Genomic DNA, 25,475 nt, shown 5'->3' on the forward strand with positions numbered 1-25,475 from the left:
GCACATAAGTAAAATGTTTGATTCTTTAAATTGATGGACTATTTTACTATTTTTTTAATTACCTTTGCCATTTTATTGTACTTTTTATATAAGAAAGTAAAAAAAATAAACCGCCTGTTGGAATAAAAACTCCAGCAGGCGGTATGCTTATTCTTTATAATAAAAATAATCACTGTTTTTATATTCTCTTGGGGAAATCCCCACCACTTTTTTAAATATACGGGAAAAGTAATATTGGTCATTATATCCAAGCTTCTGCGCCACTTCATAGATATACATATCTGTTGATCGAAACAGCTTGCAGGCTTCCTTCATTTTCAGATTGATGAAAAAGTCCATAGGAGCATGTTGGGTATATCTCTGAAAGATTGCATTCAGGTAACTTTTTGACAATTCAAACTCCGCTGAAATCTGCTCTAATGTTAGATTTTCCTGTAAATGCTTATACATATACCTTACAATAATTGTCACATATTTATTCTGTTCCAGGGTGGTATTATGTTTTTCCCTGTCATATGCCTCGGCTAATATCAGAGCCAGTACCTGGGATATGTAGATGAAATTCCCCAGATTATAATTTCTTTCCAATACACTGAATAATAGCTCAAACAAAAACAGCATACGGTTGGTTGAATTTTTGGAAATAAACTGTACAACGTGAGATTCTTCCAATGGAAAATATATGGTGTCCTCTCCTTTGATATGTACCCATAGAATACTCCATGGATTATCTTCACAGGCATAATAACTGTGCTTCTGGAATCTGGGGATACAAAAAGCTTCATTTTCATGAATTATATATTGTTTTTTGTTAACGTTAATAATGCCGCTTCCTTCTGTACAGTATATAAATATGTACTCCTCAATCCCATCCTTTCTTTCCCTGTAATGATGTTTTGCACACGGGAAAAATCCAACATCCGTTAAATACAGCCTCCTTACCTGAGGATGCTTCACATAATCCTGAAACACTTCGGTAGGCAGGACAATCATCCTCTCTCCCTTAAATCCATCCATTTTTTTATCATCAAATATACTCATAATCGTAATATAGCATATTAATGTAATATTGTCCATTAATAATCACGATATGTCATTTTATACAGCTCTTCATCTGTGCTAGAATAAATTTAAATATCCGTGTACCTTGCAATAACTTATTACAAAATTTGTAATCGCGAAACAATATAATTTTTCGAATATCCATAGAATTGATACTTGTTTCTAGCTTCAGTTACCCTCTGGGCAAGATTCAGCGCAAAATTCGTATCAATTGCATGGTATAAATACATTCGTTGAGTTTCACAATTGCTTATATTACAAAATATGAAAAAGGAGATTGTACATATGGAAATAACAGCACAGGTTAAAATATGGGAAGAACCACTAATGATTCCAACCTACAAAGTATATCCACCTGAAAAAAGTCCATTATTTATTGAAAAAAGAGCTTATCAGGGCAGCACCGGAAAGGTATACCCTTATCCGATCACAGAAAAAATTTCCGATATCAAAGAGGATGTGGTATATCAGGCGGTCTTTCTTGAAAATGAATATCTGAAAGTCATGATTTTACCGGAACTGGGAGGTCGGATCCAGCGGGCTTATGACAAAACCAATGGGTACGATTTTGTCTATTATAATCATGTCATTAAACCTGCACTGGTCGGCCTTGTCGGACCATGGATTTCAGGAGGTATTGAATTCAACTGGCCTCAGCATCACCGTCCGTCTACCTATTCTCCAATAGACTATTCCCTTTCCGAGAACCCGGATGGTTCCTGCACAGTCTATCTGAGTGAAATCGATAAAATGTACGGTACAAAAGGTATGGCTTCCATCAGCCTGTATCCCGGTAAAGCTTACATTGAAATCAAAGGGCAGCTTTACAACAACACAGACCTGCCGCAAACATTTCTGTGGTGGGCAAATCCAGCGGTACCCGTAAATGATAATACCTACTCCGTATTCCCTCCGGATGTAAATGCAGTAATGGACCATGGAAAACGGGCAGTCTCTACTTTTCCCATTGCTACAGGAGAATATTATAAATGTGACTATTCCGCAGGAGTAGATATTTCCCGTTATAAAAATGTTAAAGTACCTACTTCTTATATGGCAGCTCACTCTGATTATGATTTCATCGGAAATTATGATGAAAAAGTAGAAGCAGGACTTCTCCATGTAGCAGATCACCATATATCTCCCGGTAAGAAACAGTGGACCTGGGGGAATGGTGATTTCGGCCGTACCTGGGACCGAAACCTGACAGACACAGACGGACCATACATAGAATTAATGACCGGAGTCTATACAGATAACCAGCCTGATTTTTCATGGTTGAAACCACATGAGGAGAAGACCTTTATACAGTACTTTATGCCATACAAAGGTGTTGGCAGGGTAGGAAATGCTACAAAGGATGCCATGCTTGGTATCTCAGCAGATGAAAAGGGCAACACTGTTCTGAAAGTTTATGCCACCGGTGTCTTTACGGGGGTTGCCATCCGTGTGCTGGAAAATGATTCTATTCTTTATGAAAGGAAAACTGATTTATCACCGGAAAATTATTTTGAGGCCGTTTTGCCTGCTCCTATACACTTAACTGATTGCAAAGTAATCGTTTCCTGGAAGGAAAAAATACTGGTGGAATATTCTGTTTATAAAGAAGAATTGAAACCGATACCGGAGCCGGCTGAAGTGATGAAAGCACCGCAGGATATCAAATCACTGGAAGAATTATATCTGGCGGCCACACACCTGGAACAATACCGGCATGCCACATATGAACCGGCGGACTACTATCTGGAAGGCCTTAAAAGGGATGCTTCGGATATCCGTCTAAACAATGGTTACGGCCTGCTTCTCTTCAGAAGAGGGTGTATAAAAGAAAGTATTCCTTATTTCCAGGCGGCTGTTAACAAACAGATCTGGAAAAATCCGAATCCCTATTCCGGTGAATGTTATTTTAACCTGGGGCTTGCACTGGAAGCGAACGGCCAGGATGACAAAGCTTACGATTCATTTTACAAATCCACCTGGAGTGCGGAGACACAGAGCAGCGGATTCTACTGGCTTTCCTGCCTCGCTTCCCGGAAAGGTGAATATGAAAAAGCCCTGGAATTTGCCGATAAATCCATGATTCGCAACTGGCACAATATGAAAGCCCGTACTATAAAAACTGCTCTATTGCGTAAGCTGGGACGGACAGATACCAAAGTTCTGGACGAAAGCCTCGCCATAGACCCGCTGTACATGGGCTGCCTGTACGAGAAAGCTGTATTAAGCAATAATCTGAAACCCTGGCTAGATAAAATGCGTGCAAATGCTCACAACTTTCTGGAATTGTCATTGGATTATATGAAAGCCGGACTATATAAAGATGCACTGAATATTCTGCAAAGCTGTACCGACACCAATCCGTTATGCCAGTATTATCAGGGGTTTATTTATCATCTGGCCGGTGACGAAACTGCCGCTGTAAAATGCTGTCAGATTGCAGAAACCTGCCCGCCCGATTATTGTTTTCCAAATAAAGTGGAGGAAATCCGAATATTGGAGTATGCCATCTGTGTACTGGAACATGCACCTATGGCCCATTATTATCTGGGCAATCTGCTTTATGATAAAAAACAATATGAGAAAGCTACCAGTCATTGGGAAATCTCCGTTTTGCAAAAAGAAAATCTGGCTGTGGCATACAGAAATCTTTCCGTTTCTTATTGCAATAAACAAAGCAATTTAGAGAAAGCTATGGAATCCATGAAAAAGGCCTGTGAACTGGATGATGCCAATCCACGTTTCTGGCTGGAATACGATCAGCTGTCCGCCAAAATGAATGTTTCCAGTGAAGAACGCCTCCATGTGATGGAATCCCATAGGAAAAGTTTAGAAGCCCGCGATGACCTGTACCTGCGTTATATTACACTCTTAAACTGTACAGGACGCTTCGAAGAAGCTTACTTTGCCCTTCGCTCCCACCAGTTCCACCCGTGGGAAGGCGGCGAGGGCAAAGTAAGTGCCCAGTATAGGTATACTTTGATTCATATGGCTATCCTGAAGCTGGATAAGGGTAAACCGGAAGAAGCATTACCGCTGCTTACAGATACTCTCACATATCCTATAAATCTGGGAGAAGGCAAGCTTCCCAATGTACCGGATAATGAAACACATTACTATATCGGATTAGCTTACCGTATGATGGGAAATAATGAAAAGGCTAAACAATATTTTGAACTGGCCACCACCGGCTCAAATGAACCCGGAAGCGTACTTTATTACAATGATCAGCCTTCTGACTATATTTACTACCAGGGATTGGCCTATAAAGAACTGGGACATCAAGAAGCTGCTTTAAAATCTTTCCATCAGCTGATTATCTATGGAGAAAAGCATTTATTTGACCATGTGCAATATGATTTTTTCGCTGTTTCACTGCCGGAGATTGAAATATATCAGGATGATATTGGTCTTCGGAATACCCAGTACTGCAATTATCTGCGGGCGTTAGGCAACCTGGGACTTGGCAGGAAAGAAAAAGCATCCCGGCTTCTTAAGGATATTCTTGCCAGACAGGCAGATTATCAGGGAGCTATTTCCCATATGAGGATGGTATAATAAATATCCACGCAGAATATTTACTTTTTAGTATCCAAGAAGATAAGAACTCTCCCATCCAAATGGTTGATTTCAACTATTCGGGGCCGGGATAACTAATACAAGACCCAGTTTGAATAATTCCAAACTGGGTCTAAACCTTGTACATTATGAGTTATTTTTAATCAAAATAAACTGTTTTTCCGGTTTTTGCGGATTCATAGATAGCTTCCAATATCTTCGTAACTATCATAGCCTGTTCCGGTTTAACAACCAAATCGGTTCCTTTTGTGACAGCGTTGTAGAATACGCGTTGTTCCACATCGGAATCTTTTTCTCCCTCTCCGTCAAAAAAGGCAACACCGCCGGCGGATAACTCAGGTGATTCCACACATTGTTTATTATATTTTACTTTATTGATGCGAAGACCGTTTTTCATATCTGCACCTGCTTTTGTACCGCATAAACTTGTTTTTGCTTCGTCCACATCCAGGGTATTTAATGCCCAGGAAGCTTCCAGATGAATGGTTGCGCCATTTTTCATTTTAATAAAACCAAATGCAGAATCCTCTACGGTAAATTTAGAAGGATCCCATTCACCAAAAGCATTGCCGGTTTCCGTCTGATCTGCAAGCTTACGGTATACCGAGCCGGTAACGGATTCCGGTTCATAATTGTTCATCATCCATAAAGTTAAATCCAAAGCGTGAGTACCGATATCAATTAACGGTCCTCCTCCCTGTTCTTCTTCATTTAAAAATACACCCCAGGTTGGTACAGCTCTTCTTCTTACGGCATGAGCTTTGGCATAATAAATTTCACCTAATTCGTCATTGTCACAGGCTCTCTTTAAGTATGTAGAGTCTGCACGGTAACGGTTCTGATATCCAATTGTTAAGATTTTACCGGTTTCTTTTGCAGTTTCAACCATTTGTTTGGCCTCTGCATATGTTTTTGCCATTGGTTTTTCACACATAACGTTTTTACCGGCTTTCATAGCTGCGATAGAAATTCCGGCATGAGATTTATTTGGTGTTAAGACATATACTGCAACTAAATCTTCTTTTAATAGTTCCTTATAATCTGTAAAAACTTTTGATTCAGGAGTTCCGTATTTTTCTTTCGCTTCCTCGGCACGTTCCTTTATAATATCACAAAAAGCTACTATTTCATAATTACCGTTTCTCTTTATGGCCGGAAGATGTTTACCATTTGCTATACCACCGCAGCCAACAATACCAATTTTGATCTTTTCCATGTCATTTCCTCCTAAAAAGTCATTCTTAATTTACGAAATCCGAATTGCCTTACCTATTTATAGTATAATTTTAGCGGTTAAAATTCTATGATTATCGTGCTAATAGTACATATAATCTTGCTATTTTAAGTTTACCCTTTACTGTTTTGTTAAGTACTTAATTAGTTTGGAGAAAAATAAAAAAAATCGCGATTTGGTAATTATCATAATATTGAGATTTTACTTTTTTTGTTCCGTCCCTCCATGTTAATTATGATCCCTTTATTCAATAATACTAGTAATACCCTCCGGTATAAAAGTCACTTTTGCCATTTTTTTACACAGGATTTCATCAGCCTTATTTAAGGCTTCCGGAAAAGATTTTGCCGGAATCATATGCATTTCTTTGATAATTTTTTCATCAATGCCGCTTATAAATATCACAGGATGTTCCGATAATATCCTGGCGAATATCTGAGACTGCCATTGGTCTTCAACCGTTTTATCTTTTGGTACAGAGGAAATATCCTCCAATATCTGTCTTGCAGATTGAGAATTTAAAAACGTCCGGTAAAAGGCATCTCCTCCATGGCCGTCTTTACATTCCGCAGCTATAATGATAACACCATTTTTTTTGCAGGTTGCTTCTGCTGTTGCCATTCCTTTTACCGTCTGATAAATATTTTGATCAATCGGATAGCCATTATTAGAAGTAACCACAATATCAGCAGGTATGGATGGTGTTTTACAAAGCCCCTCCAGAAAACCCACCCCTGCAAGGTGTGCACGTTGGAGATCTCCTGCAAAGGCACCGATTACCTTATGTCTGGAGTTAATAACTACATTTACTATATATTGTAACCTTGCCGCTTTCCCAGCGAATATCATGTCTTCATGGATTGGATTTCCCTTTAGGATGCCATAACGTGCTTTTTCATGATTAATAAATTCTGCACAATGGTTCCAGTATACCGTTTTTCTTGAAGCTATTCCTGGTAATATACTCTTTCTGCCCCCGGAATATCCTGCAAAAAATGTGGTTCAATGAAACCTTCCGCTATCAATAGATCAGCTTCTGCTGCAATCCTGTTAATGTAAAGTTCCCCGCCGGAGGGCAGGATTCCCAGATAGCTCAAATCCTTTGCATCACAATCATGAATCACTATTTTTTCCTGTTCTACAATGCCTGCACCGAATTTTTCCACTAATTCTTCCCTTTTCGTCCCTCGATGGCACCCTGTCGCAATCAGAATCGTTATATCCGCATTGGGATTACCTTTACGGATTTCGTGCAGCATACCTGGCAGAATCAGCTTACTTGGAACAGGACGTGTATGGTCACTGGCAATAATGACAATTTTATTACATCCTTTAGCCAACTGGTATAATCTTTTCGTTCCAATCGGATTATCCATTGCCCGGTTAATTAAATCCTGTTCTTCCATATCAGGCAGATAATTATCCAGTTCGCTTTGTATAATTCCAGCAACCCTTTCATCAGGTATATCTGCCCGCATAAATCCGTTTCCATAAGGTATTTGAATAAGCATGTAATCACTCCTCCGGCATATATTATTTTTGTGATTATTCAGTCACTAGTTATCCTAAAAATACATTCTGTTCCCGAAGTACTTGTTGTAGGCTCTTAACATCCAGTTCCCGGGGCAGTATGCCTTCTTTGGCGCAAATGGCAGCGGCGGTCCCGACTGCCTGGCCCTGTGCCATACAGGATACGGTATTACGGGTAGACATATGTGCTTCCCATTCACTGGTTATCAACCGGCCGGCAACTAAGAGTCCGTCTATCTTTTTCGGTAATAAAGCACGGTACGGAATTCCATAATATCCACCATTTTTTATCATAATCCTGGGTGCACAGTCATGAAATCCGTATAACATAACTTCATCGTCAAAACGCTTTCCTTCCACAATTTCTTCTAACGACATATCATGTTCGCATTCTACCACTCGGGTATATCGCACTCCGATGCTTGCCGGTGTCCAATTGACATAAGCTTTCTCAAAACCGGGAATATGCTCTTTTAACATTTTTGCAAATGTCATTACCTGATGACGGAGCGTAATCGCGGCATTTGACAAAATTTCCGTGTCCGTCGCATCTATATTACGCAAAGTAGCGGAATTAATATGGGCGTAATTTCCTTCATGGATAGAAAATCCAAGCGGTCCCCACATACCGTTTTTATCCATAAATTCTTTGAAAACCGGAATTTTTTTCAAATCAAAACCTAAGCGCACAATATTATCTGTCTCACTGTCCTTGTCTGCGCGGACAAGCTGGGTAATCATATCCCGTTCTTCTAAAAATTTAACAAGCCGTGGCAGATCCACGTTAAGCATTCCAAAAGGCATTCCTACCGAAGTTGTGTCATGCTTCTTTTTAAAACCGGCACCTGCAAAAGCCGCAACATCTCCATCTCCCGTAGTATCAATTACTGTTTTCGCCAAAACAGCCTCACGGCCGGATTTTCCTTCTATAATTACACCCTTTACAACATTACCTTCTTTAACTACATCCGATACCATGGTATGTAATAAAATCTTTACCTTACATTCTTCCAACATCTGAAAAGCGACATCTTTAAATATTTCCCAGTCAATCAGGGTAATTACAGAATCATAATTTCCGCCCTTATCCATATCCAAATGTCCCGGGGAACCGCCGCTGGCTTTCATACGTTCTATGATCTCACTTGGAATTCCCCGTACTACCTGAAGTTTTTCCACACCTTCAAATGCTTTATACAAATTAAAAAAACTATGTAAAGGACCTGCCCCGTTAATCAGAGTTCCTCCTAAAAAGCCATACCGGTCAATCAGAATCGTCCTGGCACCATTCCTCGCAGCAGCAATTGCTGCAACAATACCTGCCGTACCTCCACCAGCAACAACTGTATCGCATTCATAACGGATGGGGGTTTTTAAATTTTCAGTAATATATTTTTCACTCATTAAAATAACCATGCCTTTCTCACAACCTGCAAACTTTGAGCCGCAGGCACAAATTTGCGTGTGAAAAATTCATTTTCACACTAACCGCCCATGCTCTTTGGGCAAAAATCGTGAAGAATAGCGTCTTTTGCTATTCTTTTAATGGCTCGCATGTTGTTGGCGAGACTATTCACACTACCTGCCATTCAACTTTAATAACATGGTACGGAAAAGGAATATCCGGACGGTAAATACCCGGAAACATGGTACAGTAACCGGATCCCTACTGTACAGTAATATACAGCATAAGATCCCATTGTACCGTTATATAATCCGCAGGAATCACCGCTTGATATTCCTCTCCGTTCCTATAAGCTATCTACGTATTTATCCAAGAAATACTTTCTGTTCCCGAAGTACCTGTTGTAGGCTCTTAACATCCAATTCACGGGGCAGTATACCTTCTTTGGCGCAAATAGCAGCGGCGGTCCCGACTGCCTGGCCCTGTGCCATACAGGATACGGTATTACGGGTAGACATATGTGCCTCCCATTCACTGGTGATCAACCGTCCGGCAACCAAAAGTCCATCTATTTTTTTCGGTAATAAAGCTCGGTACGGAATTCCATAATATCCGCCGTTTTTTATCATAATTCTGGGTGCACAGTCATGAAAACCATATAACATAACTTCATCGTCAAAACGTTTTCCTTCCACGATTTCCTCTAAAGACATATCATGTTCGCATTCTACCACACGGGTATATCGAACCCCAATGCTTGCCGGTGTCCAATTGACATAAGCTTTCTCAAAACCGGGAATATGCTCTTTTAACATTTTTGCAAATGTCATTACCTGATGGCGGAGCGTAATCGCGGCATTTGACAGGATCTCCGTATCCGTAGCATCTATATTACGTAAAGTAGCTGAATTAATATAAGTGAAATTTCCTTCATACATGGAAAATCCAAGCGGTCCCCACATACCGGTTTTATCCATAAATTCTTTGAAAACCGGAATTCTCTTCAAATCAAAACCTAAACGCAAAATATTATCTGTTTCGCTGCCCTTATCTGCGCGGATAAGCTGGGTAATCATGTCCCTTTCTTCTAAAAATTTAACAAGTCTGGGCATATCCACATTAAGCATTCCAAAAGGCATTCCAACCGAAGTCGTGTCATGTTTCTTTTTAAAGCCGGCACCTGCAAGAGCTGCTACGTCTCCATCTCCTGTAGTATCGATTACTGTTTTTGCCAGAACAGCCTCACGACCGGATTTTCCTTCTATAATTACGCCCTTTACAACATTACCTTCTTTAACTACATCCGATACCATCGTATGTAACAAAACCTTTACCTTACATTCTTCCAACATCTGAAAAGCGACATCTTTAAATATTTCCCAGTCAATCAGGGTAATAACAGAATCATAATTCCCGCCTTTATCCTGATCCAGATGTCCAGGGGAACCGCCGCTGGCTTTCATACGTTCTATGATCTCACTCGGAATTCCCCGTACTACCTGAAGTTTTTCCACACCTTCAAATGCCTTATACAAATTAAAAAAACTGTGTAAAGGACCTGCCCCGTTAACCAGCGTTCCTCCTAAAAAGCCATATCGGTCAATTAAAATCGTCCTGGCGCCATTTCTCGCTGCGGCAATTGCTGCAACAATACCTGCCGTACCTCCGCCGGCAACAACCGTATCACATTCATAACGGATGGGGGTTTTTAAATTTTCTGTAATATATTTTTCACTCATTAAAATAACCAACCTTTCTCACAACCTGCAAGCTTAAAGCCGCAGGTACAAATTTGTGTGTGAAGAACAGCATCTTTTGCTATTCTGTTCAAGCCTTGTATCCGAGGCATTAGGCCCGCATTTTTTTGCGAGACTATTCACACTAACCGCCATGTTATTTCCAACGCGCCTCATGTTTGGGCCGAGGATTTCGCAGGCACAAACATGTGTGTGAATTATGCCTTTCAATAATTCACACTACCTACCTTTCAACTTCAATAACATGGTACGGAAAAGGAAAATCCGGATGGTAAATACCCGGAAACATAGTACAGGAACCGGAAGCCTCCTGTACGGTAATATACAGCATAAGATCCCACTCCGTCGTTATATAATCCGCAGGAATTACCGCAGAATATCCCTCTCCGTCAGGATACATATTCAGTGTATGAAACAGTCCTTCCGTCTGATCGACATGTCGGTAATGCAGAACAGGAAGTGTCTTAAAATCAATAATGCCGACAGACTGAACTTTTATCTTTAAACTCTGTCCTTGGATAACTTTATCAGGAAATACGGCCTTCATTTTTAATTCTTCTGCCGGCAAATATGTATATTTTATAGAATCATTCTTTTCAATCCGATTCTCCTTAAGTAACTTTTCTAAAGTATTCTGATCAGCCTCTAATTCACAGGTCAGATTATCCCAGGTTCCGCGGCGGGTCTTAGAACCTGCCGAACTAAAATTTAAATCTTCATGATAAGCTTTAAGTCCCATCTCAGCCAAAGACTTCCAATGATTAACCGCCTCTTCCAGAAACAGGCTGCTATCAGACAGATATTCAGATTCTCTTAATATCCTCCAGTAAGCAAGCGCTAAAGCTGACTTTATTTTACCGGCATGATAACGAGCAAATTCTACCAGCATTTTAAGATCCGTAAGCATTGCCAGATATTCTGCATTATCCTGGTTCCCGCCAAGTTCTTCTACCTTAGCTACCTCATCCTCTACTTTGTCTGCTAGATCATTAAGCCATTTTGCATACTGAAGCGGTGAATATTTTCCGGAAAGCTTACCATTATGAGAAGCAGCCGCATATTCATCTATCCCATAGAACAACCCATGATCGCTTGGTTCGGTAGACCCGTAGGTTATATCAATTTGGTAATCATAAGCTTCGGTCTTATTTAAATTATTTTCAGAAAATAATGCCCAGCCTGTATTCATCTCAGTCCAGTACCGAAGAGACGGATGAACGGGCATATGCACCGTAGTGACTAAGGGTACAATTTTACTGGCTGCTGCCAGAGCCTGTTCCAAAACCGGACCGGATTTATCTCCAAAATGGGAGATAAACTCCTCCGACCAAACTTCTGAATCCGTATCGGAACGGTAACCCAGACGTCCGAAGACGATATACCACATCCAAAATCTTTCGTCTTCCCATTTACCGGAACGTAAAACCGGATCTTTAAATGTATTCCAAGCCTCTTTATGGGATAATTCATGACCGTATTTTAAAGATAACGGCGCATTTACCTGATAGCCTGTGGAACCGGATAAGCTGCAGCTTTTGGAAAAACGTCTTGCATAATCCGCATCGCCCCATAAGAACAGATTGGTCGAACCATAATTCCATAACCGGTAAATTACATTATAATATTTGGGTTTTTTTAACATATCCGCATAAGAATAACGCCTTGAATGGTTATAATTATCCAGTTTCGCAAGCTCTTCGCTGCGCATAACCGATAGATGATAAGGTAAGGCAGCATGCTCACACCAGAATTTTGTAGGCACTTCCACTTTTAGATCTCTTGAAAATGCATGGGCTATCATAGAATCCGTCAGCCCTTTCGCACGCAGATCCAAAGTCATAACTTTTCCTATGTCCAAAGCCGCATCCGCAACGGCATCCGTACAATGATTCCAAAAGTCCTCTGCCGAAATCTGTGTACCCACACCCGATTCATGATTAACCCGGAACTGGATAATATCAATATCCGGCACAGCCTTTAATAAGGCTTTCAGTCCCTCATAACAATAATCGCTAAGCTCTGCTTCTCCTTCCGGAAGCCCCGTAACCAATCGGTCCTGATCCGTTGTCCAGGGCCTCTGCTGCCAGGTCGCCAGTACAAATTTCATTCCGAATTTATGGCATAGTGCTACTATGTTACGTAATGCCTCCAAATTTCTGTTCATGTCCCCGTTGTTAAATGCCGTAACCTTTATATGCTCATATCCCTTTACCTGTAAAAAGAAAGGATACGGAGGTGACATATATGCCGTATCAAATCCGATAATCAGACAAAACCGGTTAAACCTTGCCCGTGCCAGACGTGAGAAGTAATAGTTCCAGAAATCTTCCGACAAAAACCATTCATTATCAAGATGCCCCAATAAATAACGGTCCATACACCGCACCTGATTCTCCGGTGTCTCCGTAAAATTTTCCACTTCACTCAGTGCGGATAAACCTTTTATGCGTATTTTACGCGCCATTTCAAGAAGCAGATACATTAAACCCACATCATCCGAACCGGCAAGCAACAGAGCTTTTCCTTTTTGTGTATCACACCATCTGCAGATTAGACTTTCCGGTTCACGGGGTATGGGTATTTCATTACTTTCGAGCATAACCTGGATTCGTTGATCTAAGATAGTACCAACAACCAATATATAATCTTCTTTATTGTCCCATTGGATCCAATGATTCAACATATGTAATTTTATTTCTTGATCGGAAAGAGCAGCTTCAAACTCTTTTTTCCCGAATAATGCACTGTTTTTTACATCGAAATAACATATTGACAGATTTATATCCTTATTCATGTTCATTCCTCCTTTAATTATGTATAACATACCCTTCTTATAATCCATCCGTTATGTAATTTACTCTTTCATACCGGTAGTTGCAATTCCCGCAACAAATTGTTTTTGGAAAATTAGAAAAACCGTGAAAATTGGTATCAGGGAACAGACAGAAGCCGCCATTATTGCTCCATAACTGGTAGAATTCTCATCTTTAAAGAAATTAAGTCCCAACGGAATAGTCGCTAAATTCTTATCACGGATATATACCAGGGCAGATTCATATTCATTCCAGGATGAAACAAATTGGAAAATAATAAGTGCACTAAAAGCCGGTATGGCAAGAGGTATCATAATCTTCAGGAAAATAACAAAGTGATTTGCTCCGTCCACCTTAGCGGATTCACACAATTCTTCCGGAATCGACATAAAAAACTGACGCAGCAGGAATGTACCGAAAGCAGTAAACATTCCAGGTAAAATCAACGCCAGGTGAGTATTATAAATTCCTATTTCACGAAAAACTACAAAACGCGGAATTAACATCATCTGATTGGGAAAAGCCAGGGTAGACAGATAAATCAGAAAAATAACCTCGCGGCCTTTAAATTTAATTTTTGCAAAGGCGTAAGCTGCAAGAGCACTGGTAAATAATTCCCCAATAACCGAAAGGGAAGTCACTTTTACTGAATTCATAAAAAATGTTGTAAATGGAACACTGGAATTCCAAACACGGTTATAATTGGCAAAAGTGATTTTTTTAGGGATCCAGGCAATCGGGAAATTAAAAATCTCGTTATCCGGTTTAAAAGATGCAGAAAGCATCCATGCAAAAGGAATGACCATGCATATAGCAATAACACCCATCAGAATAGTAAAAACTATTTTAACTATTTTCTTTTTGTTGCTGTAACTCATCACAAACCACCTCTTTCTATTTGTTCATATGTCTTCTCTTATTCTTTTGTTTTATTTGATATGATTAATCTGCCTGCACAAAAAATAAATACCAATAAGAATAATACCCAGGACATGGCACTTGCGTATCCTATATCACTATATTGAAACGCAGTTTTATAAATATAGTATACAAGAACAGAGGTTGAATTTCCCGGACCGCCTTGTGTCATTACCTGAACAGGTGTAAATACCTGAAAAGAACTAATAAAAGATAACATAGTTATCAGGAACATCGTATTAGAAAGAGAGGGAATTGTAATATAAAAGAATTTCTGAATCCCATTCGCTCCGTCAATTTCAGCCGATTCATACAAAGACTTTGATATTCCCTGTAAACCTGCTAAAAATATAATTATGTTATATCCGATTCTCTGCCAAATACCTACAATAATAATAGAAAATAAGGAAGTACTGCTGGCGTTGAGCCATCTGGGCGGATTCGCAATCCCAATTGCATTTAAGAACTGATTTATCGGTCCATAGGAAGGCAAAAATAATATCATCCACACAACGGAAACTGCAACCATCGAAGAAATGTTAGGTAGATAAAACGCCAAACGAAGTAATCCCTTTCCAAAAACATGTTCATTTAAAATTACTGCAAACAACAAGGATAAGATAATAGCAATGGGTACCATAATGACACCATAAATTACCGTATTAATCAGCGAAGTAATAAACACTTCATCTGAAAAAAACTTAATATAATTTGATAATCCAGCAAATTTTATATTCTTAAGTCCGGAAACGAAATTCCAGTCCGAAAAGCTTAGACCCAATGCAAATAAAAGAGGGATCAATTTAAAAGCAAGATACCCCATAAAATTTAAGAAAATAAAAGAGTAACCGGCAATATTTTCTTTTCTTTGCAGATTCATTGTTTTAACTTTTTGAGTTCTTATTTTTGCCAAAGTAGAAATAATAATCACAACCTTTCATACAGACTGCAGAATGCAGCAATTGCTTCCGCAGCCTGTTCTTGTTTATTCAAATATGCCAAGGGTGCTAATACTGAGATAAAACTATTTCATACTAGCCAAATCTTCTTTAATCGCCGCATCTACCTTTGTCTTAAGTTCAGCCAATCCTTCGTCCGGACTCATTTCACCGTTAAATACTAATGTCATAACCGCATCCATAACCTCGGTGATTTTTGCCTGGCCTTGAATCAGGGTATTATCTTTGCTGACTAAAGTACGTGGTTCTGACATGGTTTTCATTGCCATATCATAATCAAGGCCCGGTCTGTTTCCATGATCAAAGATAAGTTCATTAAATGATTTTATTTCTTCTTCTGTTTTATATTCAACAGCAGAATTCATTCCTTTAGGTCCTGCGAATAATTCCGGATGATCGATAGTGATAAATTTTAACAAAGCCCATGCAGCTTCCGGATTTTCTACATTGGATGGAATACTGGCTGTTGAGGTATAACAGGTAGTAATTGTCTGGCCTCCGTCAAGGGTCGGCATATTTACCATACCAATGTCCGTTCCTTCCGGAACCGCACCATAACTGTCTTTTAAGTACAGATTTCCATAAACCGGTTCAATCCACATTGCAAATTTTCCATTATAAAGGCCTTGCATAGCAGTTATTTCATCCGTATATTTTAATGCATTAATTTCATCAAGTGGTACAATACTCTTATCCTTTAAAGCCATATCCACAAAAAATTGAAGACTTTCTTTCATCTCAGGAGAATCAAACGTTGAAGCTGTCTTGTCTTCGTTATAATAGGCAAAATTGCCAAGTTTCTGTCTGGCAATAAGATCCCAGTAATAATCGCCGCCTGGTGTAGCTGCGTCAATCATAGCACCATACACTTTATTAGCACCTTCACCGCTTGTAAGCTTAGCTGCAGTATCCCTAAAATCCTGCCAAGTCCAGCCCGTTTTAGGATATTCAACACCGGCTGCGTCAAACATCTTCTTATTAAAATATACCATGTTTATATTATTACAATATGGTATGGCATAATAATCCCCATTAATGTTCTGGGTTTCCTCGATAGCATCTCCTAAAGTATCAGCATAATCCCAGCCTTCCTTGTCAAAAAACTGTTTCAGTCCCATATAAGCTCCGCCGTCTGAACGCTGGCGTTGATCAAATCCACTGGACTGTGTCATTACATCGATTTTTTCTCCGGATGCCAAGGCAGTGTTGATGGTCAATGTCTTTGCATCTGCCAATTTTTCATACACAAATTGATATTTTCCTGCATATTCCTTATTAAATGCTTCTTCTAACGGTTTAACATTGTCCGGGTTGGTCCAGGCATAAAAATGAACCTGATAAACATCCTCTGAAGCTTTGTTGTTCTGTTCTGTGGTTGCCTCTGTGGTTGCCTCTGTGGTTCCCTCTGTGGTTCCAACTGCGGAACTTTCTGAAGTTTTATTACCGCTGCATCCTGCAAGAGTAATCATCATTAACGTAAGTGTAACTGCTAACATTCTCTTAAAATTTCTCATAATTTTCATCCTCTCTCTTCTAACTTTTTTTGGTAATTCCGAAACAATTTCGTTAAGTAAACCCACAATTTTTTTACTGCACTCATATGTTGTTTTACATTTTTTATTTTCCTCCTCTTTTTATTTAAAGTTATAATTATCTATTATTTGCACAGAACAACTGTCACATCATTTACGTTTGTTCCAGTTGATCCGGTAATAACCAATCCCTCTACTTTTTCCAGAGCATGAAAGGAATCATTCTCCTTTAATGTTTTTTCGTAATCAATACCGCAGTGTTCTAACAAATTCATCGTGTTCCCATCTACAATTCCACCATCTGCATCAGTTGGACCATCCGTACCATCTGAACTAATAGAAAATATCACCACATTGTCCAAATCCTTAATTCCAATAGCTGCGCTTAATGCAAGTTCCTGGTTTCTTCCCCCCAGACCTTTACCCTTTACCGTAACCACAGTTTCTCCTCCTGCAATAATGGCACAGGGCGGTTTTAATATATAACTGCCTCCTTCTTTCACCGTCCTGGCAATGGACGCCATAAATTTACCTGCTTCCCTTGCTTCACAGTCTAATGTGACAGATATTGTGTAAGGTTCATAACCAAGTCGTTTTGCATGTTTGGCCACTGCCGTACAAAAATCTCTTACACTTCCCGTTACATGGGTTTCCACATTGTTTATTTTCTTCGGCGTTTCTTTGTTAAGGATTTCTAGGATATGTTTATCTAAAACAAGGTCATATTTTTTAATAATATGAAATACATCCCTGCAGGTTGAAGTATCCTGGTAAGCCGGTCCTGACGCAATCATGTCCAATTTTCCATTTACTACGTCTGATAATACAATGGATAAGACCTTGGCCGGTGCACAATGCCCGGCAAATTTTCCGCCTTTTACATCGGATAGCCGTTTTCTTATTGTATTGATCTCAGTGATATCAGCACCGCATTTTAAAAGCTTTCCGGTCACTTCCTGTATGTCTGCCAGAGTAACTCCCGATACCGGTTTTTCAAATAGAGAAGAACCGCCTCCGGATAATAAGAATATCACTTCATCCTCTTCACCTAATTTCCGTACTATATCAACAGCTTTTTGTGTTCCGGCTAATGAATTTACATCCGGTACCGGATGGCCGGCTTCTACAATTTCAAATCCTTCTATCTCACCTTTTGCGTGTCCATACTTGGTAATAATCAGTCCTTTTTTTATTCGGCTTCCCAATAAATCTTTTACTGTTTTCGCCATTACCCAGGCTGCCTTACCAACAGCAATTACATACACATTTTTGGTGAATTTTCTGTTCAAAAGTACAGTGGCAACTGCTTTATCCGGCAAAACATCTTCTATGGAACTTTTAATAATCATACTTGCATCATCGCGGATCATATTCTGCTCCTATATGTTATATTTTTTGAAATATATTACTTTATGGTTTATATTATAATTAAATTCGTACCATTCCGATACAATGCTACGAACGAATTTTCGATTCCTTTTTTGTTTCGACAAAACAAAAAAAGTCTACTTCAGATATAACTACCAGATTATCTGCTGCCAAATTAATTTGCAGGAAACCTGATATTATGCAATAGCCTTTTCTTATTGATTTTCTAATGATTTACATATTTGAGCGCCGAATATTCGGCACTCAAATATGTTATTATTTTAATTTTTTTGTTTTGGTCAGATATTCATAAAAACTCGTAAAAAATACTCTCTCCTGATACTTTATTAATGGATTCATGCCCAAGACTTTCCTCGCCTTATCCAGGCGGTAAATCATTGTATTTTTATGTATATGGATTAATTTACTGCTTTCAGGCAAATTATAATCCGTGGCTGCCAGTACACTGATTATTTCAACATAGTTATCAATAAATTTTTCATCAAATTGAGTCTCAAAAACTTTATAGATTCCTTTCAATTCATTTAAAGGTATAAAAGCATGGAAATATTCATCCAAATTGTCGTAAAAAAAGTTACTGCTTTTTTCCGTTTTTATATTTTCAAACATCCATCTGCAATGCAAATAACTGTTACGGTAATACACAAATTTATTTTGAAAGGATCCAATATATAGTTTAAATTCAATGTTGTTAAATCTTAAGTATTGCAGAATCGGACTGATACTTTCCCCTATATAAATCTTATAAGTCTGCATCAATTCCAATAATTCTACTTTAAAATGTTTGAAGATAATAATACAATTTTCTCTGGTCACACTCATAATATCCTGAGTGGTAATAAAATGCTGTTCTCTTATCCCTGCTAAAATCTTTTGCGCCAAATCAGATTTGTTTTTAAAACTGATTAAAATCGGAATACGAATTAATTCTTCCTGCAAATTCAAACGGTCTGCATACTCTTTCAGTTCTTCTTTCGTCACATTTTCCCCATATAAAATACGGTTTAAAAACTGATCCTTAATACTTAGTCTTTTTTGCCGCTCCTCTTTATAAATTTCATATTCCAGCGTACTTTCCACTGACATGCGGATAATTAAGGCAATAGGCCTTATCTCAGAAGGATTACCCGTGATACCGATTACCCCCATTTTTTTATTTCTATAAAAAAATGCTATGTTTACCCCTTCTTTAACGCCCTCAAACTGGTGATTCTTATCAACTATAACCTCATCCTCGTTTCCATGGATAATACGATAAGCAATTTCATGAAATGCACCGATTCTACTTTCCGTTCTGCTGGCAATAATAATACCTTTTTCATCCATTATATTGATATTATAGTTTGTATATTTACTGATCTTTTCAATAAACTGTTTTGCAAAAATAGGATCTAGCATATCACCCATTCCCTTCCCTATCTGTAATTTTATGAAAAATATCTGCAATGGAATTTATCTTATCATGGAGTTCAATATCCGTCAGCCGCTATTACTATCGTATCCTTTTTACATGACCGTACCAATGAAGAAAGTACAGAAAACTCCTGCATACGAAATCATGTTGCAGTAAAATTTCAGAGAATACAGGAGTTGCTTCCTACGTTTACTAGGTCGGGAAATGGTTCAGTTAGGTCAGAAATTCACTCTGTTTTCAGGTGCACCGCATAGGAAAGCTTTTACATTTGAGACTGCGATATCCATCAGTCTTTGGCGGCTTTCCTTCGGGGCCCATGCGATATGTGGCGTGATAATGCTATGATAGCAGCCGAGCAGTGGATTATCGGGTCTTATGGGCTCAGTCGACACTACATCACAAGCAGCATATGCAACCTTTTTGTTGTTTAGCGCATCCGCTAGATCCTGCTCCACAATCAGCGGACCACGACTGGTATTGATCAGGATCACGCCATCTTTCATCTTGGCAATCGACTTTTTATTAATCATGCCCTCTGTAGAAGGAAAGAGCGGACAGTGCAGTGAAATCACATCGGACTCAGCATATAACTGATCGAGTGAAACATAGGTACCATACAACTTCCCGGTTTCATTAGGATATTCATCATAGGCAAGTATCTTCATTCCGAAAGCGGCAGCCAGTTTTGCGGTTGCCTGACCGATTCGCCCGAAGCCAATGATACCCATCGTTTTGCCGGCAAGTTCCATTAAGGGATAGTTCCAGTAACAAAAATCAGCGCAGGCGCTCCAATCTCCATTCTTTACGGAAGCCGAATGAGCTGCGACATGATGACAAATCTCAAGAAGCAAAGCCATCACAAATTGTGCAACGGCTGTGGTGCCATAGGTCGGAATGTTGCAAACAGGAATGTTGCGCTCTTTTGCTGCCGCAATGTCGATGACATTGTAACCGGTCGCTAATACACCGATGTATTTTACATTTGGACAATGCAAAAGGATGTCGGCTGTAATGGCAGTCTTATTTGTGATGACAAGTTCTGCATCCCCAATTCTCATTTGTGTCAGTTCAGCGGGGGTACGATCATAAACGGTCAATTCACCGAGCTTTTTCATCTCATCCCAGCTAATATCACCGGGGTTCTCTGTATAACCATCTAATACTACAATTTTCATATTGCTCCTTTCATATACTGCTAATCCGCAGTCTTCAAATCAAGTGGAATTGAGTTGTAATAGCTCAATCCTCAAGCATTGCCCAGGCGCGATTGATGACACGCTTTGAATTTACTAAAATCAAGTCACCATCTTCGTTCGCCCATGGTTTCACTTCGAAAGAAAGCACATAGGGATTTTCAGCATTTAGGAAACCTTCCTCTTTTAACACGCGGAAGAAATCCAAAAGCTCCGGTGTGTCATTGGCACTATTCGGGAATCCAAATCTCGGATGCTGGTCACCATATGCAGGACAGCCCTTTTTCACTACCGCATTTCCGATATGGAAATGAGTGATATAGGGGCGGAGGGTCTGAACGACAAACTTCGATGTTTCGTATGTAGTTGGAAAGTGAGATAGGTCTACCAGTAAACCAAAATTATTACAATAGGTCCTGACATCTGCTGCAAAACGTGCGGCATAAGGAGCTGGTCCAATGAGGGCAGCCTTATCCATATCAAAGTCGAACACTTCCAGATTTACAGACATTCCTTTTGTGGCAGCGTAGTCGCAGACATTGCGAGTTGTTTTCAAGAGCTGAGCATATGCCTGTTCTTTTGTCTCTTCCTGCCACTTACCTGCCAAAAATGCAATCGCTTTTGCTCCAAGAAATTCTGCTTCATCAACTGCTTCAAGCAGAGTTTTTTCTGCTTTTATGCGCTCATTTTCATTGATGTTGTTTGGATTAAGTCCAGTTCCAAGCAGTCTAGGCTGCGCACCATAGCAAACTTTCATATGTGCCTGTTCCAACATCTGCTTTGCTGCCAGACGTTCTTCATCAGACTTAAACTGCGTAACTTCCAGTACGTCAAAGAAATCATCGCAACAGATCGTTTTGATGGAATCTAAGACTGGGTATTGATTTGGTGGGTGACTCATCCATTGAATCGTTCCGATTTGAAAATACTTATGAATTGAATCTTTCATTTCTTCACCTCGACAATTTCATTTAATAAAATTACATTTTATTATATTATTAAGATAACATAATTTGGGGGAAATAGCAATCCCATTTTGTTAATAAATTTACAAAATCGTTCCGAAATATAAGATTTATCTGCATTGACAAATCTAGTTTCTCTTTGATATAATCACAACGTATATTTAAATTTAATTTCAAAGGTCAAAATCCATGGGATTTGAAAGGAGCACTTATGGAAACAAAAAATAGCTCTGGAACAAAAGCCAACCAATCATCTGAGAAAATGCTGGTAATCCTAGAATATCTGGCTAATCAGAGAGAACCTGTACGCCTTTTGGATATTTCGAAAGAACTAGGAGTAAACGTAAGCACCGTACTGCGTTTTGTAACTGCTTTAGTTAATAAAGGATATGCTGCGCAAGATGAGGAAACATCTAGGTATTATCTAACTTATAAGATATGTGCTCTTGCTAATAGAGTAAGCGTCAAAATTGATATTCGAACAATTGCCAAACCTTATATGGAAGAACTATCGAAAATCTTCGGTGAATCTGTATGTCTTGCGGTTGAAGATAATGAGATGGTTGTATACATAGAAGTAGTGGAAGGCAGTGGCCAAATACTTCGAATCACACAGCGAATTGGAAATGTTGCACCGATGCATTGTACTGGGATTGGTAAACTTCTATTAATGAATTATTCAGAAGCCGAGCTGGATCATCTTATTCAGGTAAAAGGCCTGACACGTTTTACAGACCATACCTTAACAAGCAAATGGCAGCTCAAGGAAGAAATCGAATCCATTCGTCAAAGAGGCTATGCATATGACGATGAAGAGTGTGAGAGGGGTGCACGTTGTGTTGCCGCTCCTGTTTATGATACTTCTGGAAAAGTAATAGCCGGTATCAGTATTACAGGTCCAGCTAATCGTCTCACTGATACCTTTATTAAACCTCGGATTCCTAGTCTTCTACAAATGGTGGAAAGTATTTCAAGAAAAATGGGATATAAGGTATTTGAGTCTTAATGTGATTAAGAAAACATGCTTCTCTGAAATCAGATGATCTTGTATTAATCGGTATATCATAACAATTGCGTATAAAACGAAGTGGAACTATTCCGTTAAGATAATTCAGGAATAGTTCCACTTCGTTTATTCTATATTCACTGCACAATTACATGCATTCCTACTGCACGAATCCCTCAGCATACATACATCTGATAGAATCTCTTTACCTTTCTCCATTTGAAAGGGGGTTCATTATGTTCAAATATATGCTAAAGGGTATCTTTATGATGCTTCCAGTTATCCTGAGTATTACATTCTTAGTATTTCTTATTCTCTCTATATCACCTGGGGATCCAGCATTGATGAACTTAGTAGGGCAAGCTACTGCAGCTGAAATTGCTGAAAAGCAGATGGAGAAGTGACTGGATAAACTTGTCATCGTACATTATGTCAAATATATGGTACGAACTGCTTAATTGTAATAGAACAATTAAAATACTATGGATGATATCAAGAAAAGCAAGCGCTTTTTGATAATTAAAACATTTTACAAAAACATAAAAAATGATTGACAATCTATGTATTATAGTGGTAATTTAATTAAAGAGTTTAAAATATAATTTCAAATAGTGACATCACAAAGAGTATTGTACCAAAAGTCAATGTATTTGGAAAAGCTGGTCGTCTTATTTCGATTCTGTTGGAAACAATCACTAGTGCCAAATTGTGTAGATTCTCTGTCATGTATATGGAAATGTATAGCTGTGAGTTTTTTCTTACAGTGCATAATAAAAAGAATTATGTTTTACCGTTCTTACAAGATGGTTAATATGCGGTGGAGGTGATAGGTTGTGAGTTACCTGGTTTGTAAAAGTAATGGAAAGGGGGGATAAATATGAAGATAGAACAAGTAGGTAGATTCAAAAAAAGAATAACTATTTGTAGTGTGTGCCTAATAATATAATGGGAGGGGTACGCAGGCGAAAGGAAAAAAATCATATCAAAAAGGAGAAAAAATATGAATTTATCACAAGCAATAATCGAAATTTGTTTAAAAGAAGGAATTACGGATGCATTCGGGATTCCCGGTGCGGGATGCAATGCATTTTATGATGCACTAAAAGATGTGGAAAGTAAAATTCATCATATTACGATGCGTCATGAAGAGTGTTGTGTGCATGCAGCAGACGGGTACTACAGATCAAGTGGAAGAATGGCACTTGCCATTAGCACATCAGGTCCTGGTGCTACCAACTTTGTAACGGGTATCTATACGGCAAATATTGATAGCATTCCGCTGATTGCCATTACTGGTCAGGCAGTTCGGGCTCAACTTGGAAAAGATGCATTTCAGTGTGTCGATGAGGCGGACATTGTTCGTCCTGTAGCAAAGCATGCCGTTTGCATTACGAATCCTAAGACAGCAGTAGATGAAGTTATTGAAGCATTTCGCCTTGCAAAAAATGGGAAACCAGGACCTGTCGTTTTAGATATTCCTTTAGATATGCAAAAGGCCGAAGTAGATTTTAACCCGGATACTTACGAGCCAGTAAAGGTAATAAATCCGAAAGCATCCCCTGCTGCTATTAACGCAGCGATGGACATGCTACTTGCAGCTAAAAATCCTGTTATCCTGATGGGTGGTGGTGTTGTTTTGGCCAATGCAGAAAAAGAACTGATTCAATTTGCGGAAATTATGAACATCCCGGTTGTCATCACCTATATGGCCAAAGGTGCAATTCCGACATCTCATCCGTTATATGCAGGTATGCCTGGAATCCAGTGCGGTAATCCTGTTGGAAATAAAACATTCTTAGAGTCTGATGTTGTACTTGCAATCGGAAACAGATTTACCGACAGACATACTGGTAGTATTGACGTTTACAAAGGTGATCGCAAGTTTATCCATATCAATGTGGAAGCGAGTGAAATTGGAAAAATATTTGCGCCAGATCTCGGAATTACCGCAGACGCAAAAGATGCGATTGACCAGTTACTAGAATTTGCAAAGAAACTTGGCCAGCAAAAAGGTTCCGAACGTGTTGCCAATATTCCTTCTGAGAGAGAAAGCATGAAGCGAAAGACTGATCATGATAGTGTTCCGATTAATCCACACCGTGTATTTGGAGAATTAAATAAAGCATTTGATGAAAATACAATGTTTACAACCGGATGTGGTATTACACAGATTTGGTCTGGACAAATGCAGGAGATTAATGCCTCCAGACGGTACTTCCCTTCAGGCGGAGCAGGGTGCCTGGGTTGGGATATTCCGGGAGCAATCGGAGCAATGGTAGGTGACACGAAAAAAAATAAATGTGTCTGTGTCATGGGGGATTTTGGTTTTACCTTCCATGTACAGGAACTTGCTACAGCAGCAACGAACAAGGTGCCTTTGATTGTATGTATCGTAAATAATGCATACCTTGGTCTCATCAGACAGAACCAGAAATTTGCTTACAACTATGAGTATGCTGTTGCAATGCCAGAGAATCAGGGCGAAGTCGATTATGTGACCGTAGCCAAGGGCTTCAACTGCGATGCGGAGCGTGTGTTCAAGCCAGAAGACATTGCGAAGGCATTTGAACGTGCAAAATCTTCTGATAAGCCTTATGTTATTGATATTGTTTGTAATCCACAGGCTCATTGTTCGATGGGAAATGACATTGCACATGTCAGAGAGTTTAATGCAGAGTAAAATGCTTCAGAAGCAAATATGACATATCGCTAATACATACGT

General features: G+C 39.2%; 17 protein-coding genes and 1 pseudogene. 4 read left to right on the forward strand and 14 right to left on the reverse strand.

Annotated elements, in window-relative coordinates; translation table 11 throughout:
* Positions 1-147 precede the first annotated feature (147 nt).
* Entirely contained in the window at positions 148-1,077 is a 930-nt protein-coding gene (locus Ana3638_RS01440; protein ID WP_246240678.1) for an AraC family transcriptional regulator, read from the reverse strand.
* Positions 1,078-1,347: 270 nt separating this feature from the next.
* Here Ana3638_RS01440 and Ana3638_RS01445 point away from each other — a divergent pair, with 270 nt between their 5' ends.
* Entirely contained in the window at positions 1,348-4,617 is a 3,270-nt protein-coding gene (locus tag Ana3638_RS01445; RefSeq protein ID WP_202621551.1) for a DUF5107 domain-containing protein, read from the forward strand.
* Between the two features lie 160 nt (positions 4,618-4,777).
* Here Ana3638_RS01445 and Ana3638_RS01450 read toward each other — a convergent pair whose 3' ends face one another.
* The 13 genes and pseudogenes from Ana3638_RS01450 to Ana3638_RS01505 all read right to left on the reverse strand — a co-directional run bounded on the left by Ana3638_RS01450 (position 4,778) and on the right by Ana3638_RS01505 (position 21,731).
* Positions 4,778-5,854, reverse strand: a complete 1,077-nt coding sequence (locus Ana3638_RS01450) for a Gfo/Idh/MocA family protein (RefSeq protein WP_161836382.1) — start codon at positions 5,852-5,854, stop codon at positions 4,778-4,780.
* Between the two features lie 261 nt (positions 5,855-6,115).
* Positions 6,116-6,721: a hypothetical protein gene (locus tag Ana3638_RS25960; RefSeq protein ID WP_456298144.1), complete on the reverse strand. Its 606-nt coding sequence runs from the start codon at positions 6,719-6,721 to the stop codon at positions 6,116-6,118.
* Positions 6,722-6,814: 93 nt separating this feature from the next.
* Positions 6,815-7,383, reverse strand: a pseudogene (locus tag Ana3638_RS25965) (lactate racemase domain-containing protein); the annotation flags it as partial.
* A gap of 49 nt (positions 7,384-7,432) precedes the next feature.
* Complete coding sequence (locus tag Ana3638_RS01460) at positions 7,433-8,818, reverse strand: FAD-dependent oxidoreductase (protein ID WP_246240681.1); 1,386 nt, start codon at positions 8,816-8,818, stop codon at positions 7,433-7,435.
* A 354-nt stretch (positions 8,819-9,172) separates the two neighbouring features.
* The gene (locus Ana3638_RS01465) at positions 9,173-10,546 is read right to left on the reverse strand and encodes an FAD-dependent oxidoreductase (protein WP_161836384.1); all 1,374 of its coding nucleotides are present in this window, start codon (positions 10,544-10,546) and stop codon (positions 9,173-9,175) included.
* A gap of 241 nt (positions 10,547-10,787) precedes the next feature.
* The gene (locus Ana3638_RS01470) at positions 10,788-13,358 is read right to left on the reverse strand and encodes a hypothetical protein (RefSeq protein ID WP_161836386.1); all 2,571 of its coding nucleotides are present in this window, start codon (positions 13,356-13,358) and stop codon (positions 10,788-10,790) included.
* 60 nt (positions 13,359-13,418) lie between these two features.
* Entirely contained in the window at positions 13,419-14,255 is an 837-nt protein-coding gene (locus tag Ana3638_RS01475; RefSeq protein ID WP_161836388.1) for a carbohydrate ABC transporter permease, read from the reverse strand.
* A 38-nt stretch (positions 14,256-14,293) separates the two neighbouring features.
* The gene (locus Ana3638_RS01480) at positions 14,294-15,175 is read right to left on the reverse strand and encodes a carbohydrate ABC transporter permease (RefSeq protein WP_161836390.1); all 882 of its coding nucleotides are present in this window, start codon (positions 15,173-15,175) and stop codon (positions 14,294-14,296) included.
* 144 nt (positions 15,176-15,319) lie between these two features.
* The gene (locus Ana3638_RS01485; RefSeq protein WP_161836392.1) at positions 15,320-16,768 is read right to left on the reverse strand and encodes an ABC transporter substrate-binding protein; all 1,449 of its coding nucleotides are present in this window, start codon (positions 16,766-16,768) and stop codon (positions 15,320-15,322) included.
* 143 nt (positions 16,769-16,911) lie between these two features.
* On the reverse strand, positions 16,912-18,156 hold the full coding sequence (locus tag Ana3638_RS01490; protein WP_246240684.1) for a glycerate kinase type-2 family protein: 1,245 nt from the start codon (positions 18,154-18,156) through the stop codon (positions 16,912-16,914).
* A gap of 274 nt (positions 18,157-18,430) precedes the next feature.
* Positions 18,431-19,582, reverse strand: a complete 1,152-nt coding sequence (locus Ana3638_RS01495; protein ID WP_161836394.1) for a CdaR family transcriptional regulator — start codon at positions 19,580-19,582, stop codon at positions 18,431-18,433.
* A gap of 225 nt (positions 19,583-19,807) precedes the next feature.
* Positions 19,808-20,764 (reverse strand): D-2-hydroxyacid dehydrogenase, encoded by a 957-nt coding sequence (locus tag Ana3638_RS01500; RefSeq protein ID WP_161836396.1) that lies wholly within the window; start codon positions 20,762-20,764, stop codon positions 19,808-19,810.
* A 64-nt stretch (positions 20,765-20,828) separates the two neighbouring features.
* Positions 20,829-21,731 (reverse strand): sugar phosphate isomerase/epimerase family protein, encoded by a 903-nt coding sequence (locus tag Ana3638_RS01505; RefSeq protein ID WP_161836398.1) that lies wholly within the window; start codon positions 21,729-21,731, stop codon positions 20,829-20,831.
* Between the two features lie 227 nt (positions 21,732-21,958).
* Here Ana3638_RS01505 and Ana3638_RS01510 point away from each other — a divergent pair, with 227 nt between their 5' ends.
* The 3 genes from Ana3638_RS01510 (at position 21,959) to Ana3638_RS01520 (ending at position 25,433) form a co-directional block, all read left to right on the forward strand.
* Positions 21,959-22,753, forward strand: coding sequence for an IclR family transcriptional regulator (locus tag Ana3638_RS01510; RefSeq protein WP_161836400.1), 795 nt, complete (start codon positions 21,959-21,961; stop codon positions 22,751-22,753).
* Positions 22,754-22,989: 236 nt separating this feature from the next.
* The gene (locus tag Ana3638_RS01515; protein ID WP_161836401.1) at positions 22,990-23,157 is read left to right on the forward strand and encodes a hypothetical protein; all 168 of its coding nucleotides are present in this window, start codon (positions 22,990-22,992) and stop codon (positions 23,155-23,157) included.
* A 596-nt stretch (positions 23,158-23,753) separates the two neighbouring features.
* Positions 23,754-25,433, forward strand: coding sequence for a thiamine pyrophosphate-dependent enzyme (locus Ana3638_RS01520; RefSeq protein WP_161836402.1), 1,680 nt, complete (start codon positions 23,754-23,756; stop codon positions 25,431-25,433).
* Positions 25,434-25,475 lie beyond the last annotated feature (42 nt).

This window comes from Anaerocolumna sedimenticola (genome assembly GCF_009931695.1).
Taxonomy (GTDB): Bacteria; Bacillota; Clostridia; order Lachnospirales; family Lachnospiraceae; genus Anaerocolumna; species Anaerocolumna sedimenticola.

Coding starts and splice junctions, on each gene's coding strand:
- Ana3638_RS01440 (WP_246240678.1), bottom strand. CDS start 1,077: ATGGACAATATTACATTAATATGCTATATTACGATTATGAGTATATTT.
- Ana3638_RS01445 (WP_202621551.1), top strand. CDS start 1,348: ATGGAAATAACAGCACAGGTTAAAATATGGGAAGAACCACTAATGATT.
- Ana3638_RS01450 (WP_161836382.1), bottom strand. CDS start 5,854: ATGGAAAAGATCAAAATTGGTATTGTTGGCTGCGGTGGTATAGCAAAT.
- Ana3638_RS25960 (WP_456298144.1), bottom strand. CDS start 6,721: ATGATATTCGCTGGGAAAGCGGCAAGGTTACAATATATAGTAAATGTA.
- Ana3638_RS01460 (WP_246240681.1), bottom strand. CDS start 8,818: ATGGTTATTTTAATGAGTGAAAAATATATTACTGAAAATTTAAAAACC.
- Ana3638_RS01465 (WP_161836384.1), bottom strand. CDS start 10,546: ATGAGTGAAAAATATATTACAGAAAATTTAAAAACCCCCATCCGTTAT.
- Ana3638_RS01470 (WP_161836386.1), bottom strand. CDS start 13,358: ATGAATAAGGATATAAATCTGTCAATATGTTATTTCGATGTAAAAAAC.
- Ana3638_RS01475 (WP_161836388.1), bottom strand. CDS start 14,255: ATGAGTTACAGCAACAAAAAGAAAATAGTTAAAATAGTTTTTACTATT.
- Ana3638_RS01480 (WP_161836390.1), bottom strand. CDS start 15,175: ATGAATCTGCAAAGAAAAGAAAATATTGCCGGTTACTCTTTTATTTTC.
- Ana3638_RS01485 (WP_161836392.1), bottom strand. CDS start 16,768: ATGAGAAATTTTAAGAGAATGTTAGCAGTTACACTTACGTTAATGATG.
- Ana3638_RS01490 (WP_246240684.1), bottom strand. CDS start 18,156: ATGATCCGCGATGATGCAAGTATGATTATTAAAAGTTCCATAGAAGAT.
- Ana3638_RS01495 (WP_161836394.1), bottom strand. CDS start 19,582: ATGGGTGATATGCTAGATCCTATTTTTGCAAAACAGTTTATTGAAAAG.
- Ana3638_RS01500 (WP_161836396.1), bottom strand. CDS start 20,764: ATGAAAATTGTAGTATTAGATGGTTATACAGAGAACCCCGGTGATATT.
- Ana3638_RS01505 (WP_161836398.1), bottom strand. CDS start 21,731: ATGAAAGATTCAATTCATAAGTATTTTCAAATCGGAACGATTCAATGG.
- Ana3638_RS01510 (WP_161836400.1), top strand. CDS start 21,959: ATGGAAACAAAAAATAGCTCTGGAACAAAAGCCAACCAATCATCTGAG.
- Ana3638_RS01515 (WP_161836401.1), top strand. CDS start 22,990: ATGTTCAAATATATGCTAAAGGGTATCTTTATGATGCTTCCAGTTATC.
- Ana3638_RS01520 (WP_161836402.1), top strand. CDS start 23,754: ATGAATTTATCACAAGCAATAATCGAAATTTGTTTAAAAGAAGGAATT.